This is a genomic window from Kitasatospora sp. NPDC059327, assembly GCF_042752535.1.
In the GTDB taxonomy this organism is placed as follows: Bacteria; Actinomycetota; Actinomycetes; order Streptomycetales; family Streptomycetaceae; genus Kitasatospora.
This window is the reverse complement of sequence record NZ_JBHYYB010000207.1, coordinates 1-5435: the sequence shown is the minus strand read 5'-3', so window position 1 is coordinate 5435 and position 5435 is coordinate 1. Positions and strand designations below refer to the sequence as shown.

4 protein-coding genes are annotated in these 5435 nt (G+C 75.5%); all 4 read right to left on the bottom strand.

Annotated features, from left to right (window positions below; all coding sequences use genetic code 11):
* Positions 1-905 (bottom strand): DUF4184 family protein (locus tag ACFXHB_RS44190; protein WP_380582820.1); only part of this gene is annotated, 905 nt, incomplete at its 3' end.
* Between the two features lie 27 nt (positions 906-932).
* On the bottom strand, positions 933-2000 hold the full coding sequence (locus ACFXHB_RS44185) for an NUDIX domain-containing protein (RefSeq protein WP_380582818.1): 1068 nt from the start codon (positions 1998-2000) through the stop codon (positions 933-935).
* A gap of 598 nt (positions 2001-2598) precedes the next feature.
* Positions 2599-3537, bottom strand: a complete 939-nt coding sequence (locus ACFXHB_RS44180) for a C40 family peptidase (protein WP_380582816.1) — start codon at positions 3535-3537, stop codon at positions 2599-2601.
* A gap of 304 nt (positions 3538-3841) precedes the next feature.
* Positions 3842-5263, bottom strand: a complete 1422-nt coding sequence (locus tag ACFXHB_RS44175) for an acyl-CoA synthetase (RefSeq protein WP_380582814.1) — start codon at positions 5261-5263, stop codon at positions 3842-3844.
* Positions 5264-5435: the final 172 nt, after the last annotated feature.

Here is a 5435-nt window from a genome sequence, read left to right as displayed (position 1 = left end):
GGGCGGGTCGGGGTACGGGCGCTGGCGGTGCCCGGCCCCCCGCCCGGGCGGGGGCGGGGCCCGGGGGGTCCGCGGGTACCCCCCCCCCGCCACCCCGGGAGCCGACCGGCCGGCCACTCCGCACCGGGTACCCGGCGCCCACCCCCGAACCGGCCCGCCACCCGAGCCGCGCCCGCGTACGCCAGCGCGTACCCGAGCGCGCCGACCGCGAGGCCCGCACCGGCCCCGAAGCAGAACTCCGGGATCAGGTTCCGCCGCAGCGGCGTGAGCCGGTGCGCCACCCCGGTCGCCGTGGCCGCGCCGAGCGCCGCCACGGCGACCCGCCGGACCCCCGTCGGGAGCACCGCGACCGGCCGGACCGGCTCCACCGCGCGGGCCGCCCGCGCCAGGTGCCCGGCCAGCGCCGCCAGTGCCGCCGCAGAACTGCCGTACTGCAGCACGGTGTACAGCGGCAGCCCGGCGACCGTCCGGTCGAGCACCGGCAGCAGCCGGACACCCAGCCTGCCCTCGTGGGTGAAGGCGTCCCAGCCGATGTGGGTGGCCGCGCCCAGCGCCGCCGAGCCGGCGAACCAGGCCGCGCTGACGGCGCCACCCCGCCGGACCGTCAGCGCCTCGGCGGCGCCGGCCCAGCGCTCGGGGAGCAGGGCCACCAGCGGAGCGCGCAGCAGCCCGTGCCACCCGGCCACCAGCACGCCGGCGATCGCCACGTCCACGGTGGGCACCGCCCACCACCGGTGGGTCGTCCCGCCCTGCCCGTAGACGCCGGGCAGCAGCGACTCCAGGAAGAACGGCACATCGGGCGCCATCGACCCGGCGACCAGCGCCGAGGCCACCAGCGGCCCGCGCGCGCCCGCCGCACGCAGCAGGGGCAGGACGGCAGCCGGGTGGCTCAGTGTGAACGGCATGCCCTCATCCTGCCGCCCACGGGCCGGCTACGCCGCGTCGGCCGCCCGGGCCAGCCCCAGCCCCGCCCGGCGCCCGGCCTCCAGGTAGCGCAACTCGCCGCTGCGGCGGGCGTCCAGGGCGGCGGCGAGTCGCCGGTACCGGCCCGGGGGCAGCAGACCGGCGGCCTCGTCCAGGCTGACGAAGCGCCAACCGCGCAGCTCCTCCTGCTGGAGCAGCAGACTCTGCCGGGCGGCCGCGTCCAGCAGACCGCCGTCGTAGACCAGCCGCAGGCCGCCGCGACGCGGACCGGTGCGCGGCTCCCAGTCGACGGCGAGCAGCCGCAGCGCGCCCGGGTCGAGGCGCAGGCCCAGTTCCTCGGCGGTCTCCCGCAGGGCGGCGTCGGTCGGCGCCTCGCCGCGCTCGACCACTCCGCCGGGGAACTCCCAGTCCGGTTTGTAGACCGGGTCGACGAGCAGGACCCGGTCCTGCTCGTCGAAGAACAGGACGGCCGAGGCCACCGTGTCCCCGGTCGGGTCCGGGGTCTGGACGATCGGGCAGCGGGCCGAGCCCTCCCGGACCAGCTGGGCGAGCCGGGCGGCGGTCTCCCCCGGGGTCAGCTCGCCGTTGTCGACCATCCGGGCGTCCTCGATGAGCCAGCGGCGGGCGGCCCGGTAGCGCGGCAGGTGTTCGAGGCACCACTGCCGGACGCGCTCGCTGCGCTCGGGATCGCCGGGGCACTCGTCACGCTCGGCGATCCGCGCACGCAGGATCGTTTCTTCAGGGTCCAGGACGAGGTGGTGCACCGTGATGCCGTGGGAGGCGAGCGCGCCGAAGATCTCGTCCCGATAGTCCTCCCGCAGCAGCGTCATCGGGACCACCAGCGGGCCCGGCACCTCTCCGAGCAGCGCGGCCGCCGTCTCGGGGACGAGCCGGCGCCACGCCGGGAGGTCCTGGAAGTCGGACACCGCGGCCAGCCGGTCGGCCGGCAGGAGGTTCCGCAGCCCGAACCCGACGAGTTCGGGGTCGAACAGCGTGCTCCCCGGCAGCAGCTCCACCAACTCACGGCAGGCAGTCGTCTTGCCCGCCCCGAATGTGCCATTGACCCAGACGATCACAACGTCCCCTGCCCCTCGACTTCCCCCGATGCCGTTCGCACCGGGCGGCGCCCCCGTCGGCCGAACCAGCGCCACCCGAGGTGGTACCCCCGCCGCGCCGGTCCCCATACCTCCGTACCGGGCTCGGCCGTCGTCGCCGGCCCCGCCGTGTGACAGGGGCATGTGCCCAGGCCAGGCACCTCGCAGCACAGCGGGCGCGCCTGCCCGGACGCCGGTCCGCACGCCCCTGACAACCGGCGGCCACCTACCTTACGCGCGCCCCCTTACACACCTCTCGCGCCCCCACCCGCCCCAGGACCACCACGACCCCGACAAAGCGACAAAGCGCTGAATCCTGAAGCGGTGAATCCCTGAATCCACTAACAACCGAAGCGCCGAACAACCGAAGCGCCGAGGCGACAAAGCCCGAAGCTCCACGGCGCCGAACCTCCCCAGCGTCGAAGGACCGAACCGCCGAAGGACCGAACCGCCGAAGGACCGAACCGCCGGAGCGTCGAACCGGCGGAGCACCGGACCCCGACCCCCGCGCGCCCGGCCGGTGGGACGGCGACAGGAGCGCCGTCCCACCGACCGGGCGTCACCCCGGCGGGCGCAGGCCTCAGGGGCGGCCCATGTGCGTCGGGTAGTAACCGCCGCTGATCCGCGAGACGCGGATGTTGGTCCCGGGCCGGGCCGCCTCGACGTACTGGTTGTCGCCCAGGTAGATCGCCACATGGTGGATGCCCCGGGCGCTGCCGTCGTCCGACCAGAAGAGCAGGTCACCGCGCTGGAGCTGGCTGGCGCGGACCGGCGTGGTCGCGGCGTACTGGTCGTTGGCCACCCGCGGCAGGTCGATGCCCCCGCGCCGGAACGACTGCTGCACCAGGCCCGAGCAGTCGTACCCGTCCGGCCCGTTGCCGGCCGTCCGGAACGGCTTGCCGAGCTGGGCGAGCGCGAACTGCACCGCCGTCTCGACATCCCCGTCGGCCGCCGGCGCGACGGACCCGCCGGACGACCCGGCCGAGCCCGACGACGAGCCCGACGACGAACCGGACGACGAACCGGACGACGAACCGTCGGAGGAGCCACCGCCCGTCCGGTCCAGGTAGACGTCGTAGTGGGTGGTCCAGCGCCACTGGCCCTGGCTGTTCTTGAACCAGTACCGCGAACCGTCCCAGCCCTGCGTGATCCCCCCGGCGGAGGACGACGAGGCGGACGAGGTCGACGACGGGGCGGCGGACGAACCGCCCTCGGTCCGGGCCTGGTAGACGTCGTAGTGGGTGGTCCAGCGCCATTGCCCCTGGCTGTTCTTGAACCAGTACCGCGAACCGTCCCAGCCCGCGTGGGCCGGCGCCGGCTCGGCGGCCGCGCTGCTCACGCCGGTACCGAGGCCGATCACGCCGGCACCGGCCGCGATCACGGCCACCATGCCTATCCCCCGGCGGACCCGCGCCGCCCGGGAGGGTCGGGCGGCGCGCGCCGGCCCGTCGGTGGTGGCGGTGGTCTGCCCGGTCGGCTGGTCGGCTGCACCCGGTGCGCCGGTGTTGACGGTCGTCATCCTGCTGTCTTCCTTTGCTGAACGCGGCTCAGCTCTGCCCAGCACCGCTGACGCTGCTGAACCGCGGCTGAACACTGAACGGGAGGGCAGAGGGGTTTCCCGCCGACACGCGGCGGCTCCCGGTCCTGCGACCGGAAGCCGCCGCTCGTCACTCTGGGATTCAGTTCTGCCTGCGTGTCACGTTAGGCACGCGGCCGCTCACAGCGCGCAGTGGAGTGCGCCAAAGGAAGGGTTCACGGAAGGTGAGGAGGACGGGCGGGGTGACGGTCGTGGAGATGAGCGACCGTCACCGGATGACCGCCCGTCACCCGAGTGCCGACTCCGCCAGCAGCTGCTTCTTCAGCACCTTTCCCATGGCGTTCCTGGGCAGTTCGGACACCAGCACCACCCGCCGGGGCCGCTTGTGCACCGAGAGCCGCTCCGCGACGAACGCCGTCAGCTGGTCCCCCGTCACCGCGCCGTCCGGGACGACGTAGGCGACCACCGCCTGGCCGAGGTCCTCGTCGGGCGCGCCCACCACCGCGGCGTCCGCGACCGCCGGGTGGTCCCGCAGGGCCGCCTCGACCTCGCCCGCTCCGATCCGGTAGCCGCCGCTCTTGATGAGGTCCACCGAGGCACGGCCGACGATCCGGTGGAACCCGTCCTCGCCGATCACGGCGACGTCCCCGGTGCGGAACCAGCCGTCCGCCGTCCAGGCCTCACCGTTGGCGTCCGGCCGGTTGAGGTAACCGGTGAACAGGGTCGGCCCGGCGACCTGCAGCTCACCGACGCTCTCCCCGTCGTGCGGGACGGGCGCGCCGTCCTCGCCGACCAGCCTGGTCCGCACACCCGTCAGCGGCAGCCCGACGCTGCCGGGGCGGCGCTCGCCGTCCGCCCGGGTGGACACGGTGATCAGCGACTCCGTCATGCCGTACCGCTCGATCGGGGCGTGCCCGGTCAATGCGGTCAGCTTCTCGAAGACCGGCACCGGCAGCGGCGCGCTGCCGGAGACCAGCAGCCGGGCCGAGGCCAGCCGGGCGGCCGCCGCCGGGTCGGCGGCCAGCCGGGACCAGACCGTCGGCACGCCGAAGTACAGGCTGGCACCGGCGGCCGCGTAGCCGCCCGGTGTGGGCCGCCCGGTGTGCACCAGTCGGCTGCCGGTGCGCAGGGCGCCGAGCACGCCGAGCACCAGGCCGTGGACGTGGAAGAGCGGCAGACCGTGCGCCAGGGTGTCGTCGGCGGTCCACCGCCAGGCCTCGGCCAGGGCGTCCAGGTCGGCGGCGACGGCGGAGCGACGGATCATCGCCCCCTTCGGAGCGCCGGTGGTCCCCGAGGTGTAGAGCACGAACGCCGTCGCGTCCGGCGCGGGCTCGGCGTGGCCGGTGGCGGACCGTTCCGTCAGGTCGACGGGCAGCGGGGACACGACGCCGGCCTCCGGGGCTGTGTCCCCGACGGCGTGCGCGAGCAGCGCGGCACCCGAGTCGCGCAGGATGTGCGCGCGCTCCTTGGGGCCGGAGTCGGGCGGCAGTGGCACCACCGGCACCCCGGCCAGCAGCCCGCCGACCACGGCGACGACGGTCTCGGCGGTGGGCCGGGCGAGCACCGCCAGCGCGGGGGCGCCGGCCACCCGGTCGGCCACCACGGTCGCCGCGCCGAGCAGCTGCTCGCGGGAGAGCTCCCGCCCGTCGATCCGCAGCGCGTCGTCGGAGTCGCCGAAGTCGCCCTGAAGTGCCGTCAAGAGTGTCATGCGTCTGCCCTCGCCCTTGGTCGCGGTGTGGCGCTCTGTCACCCGGCCGTGTCGCCGCCGGTCCGGCGTCGACTCTACGGGCCCGGCGGCGGGCACCCGCGGTGCCCGCGGCGGCACACCGCGCCGGGCACCCTCACGGAAAGGCGCGGGCGCGCCCGGGATCACTCCCGGG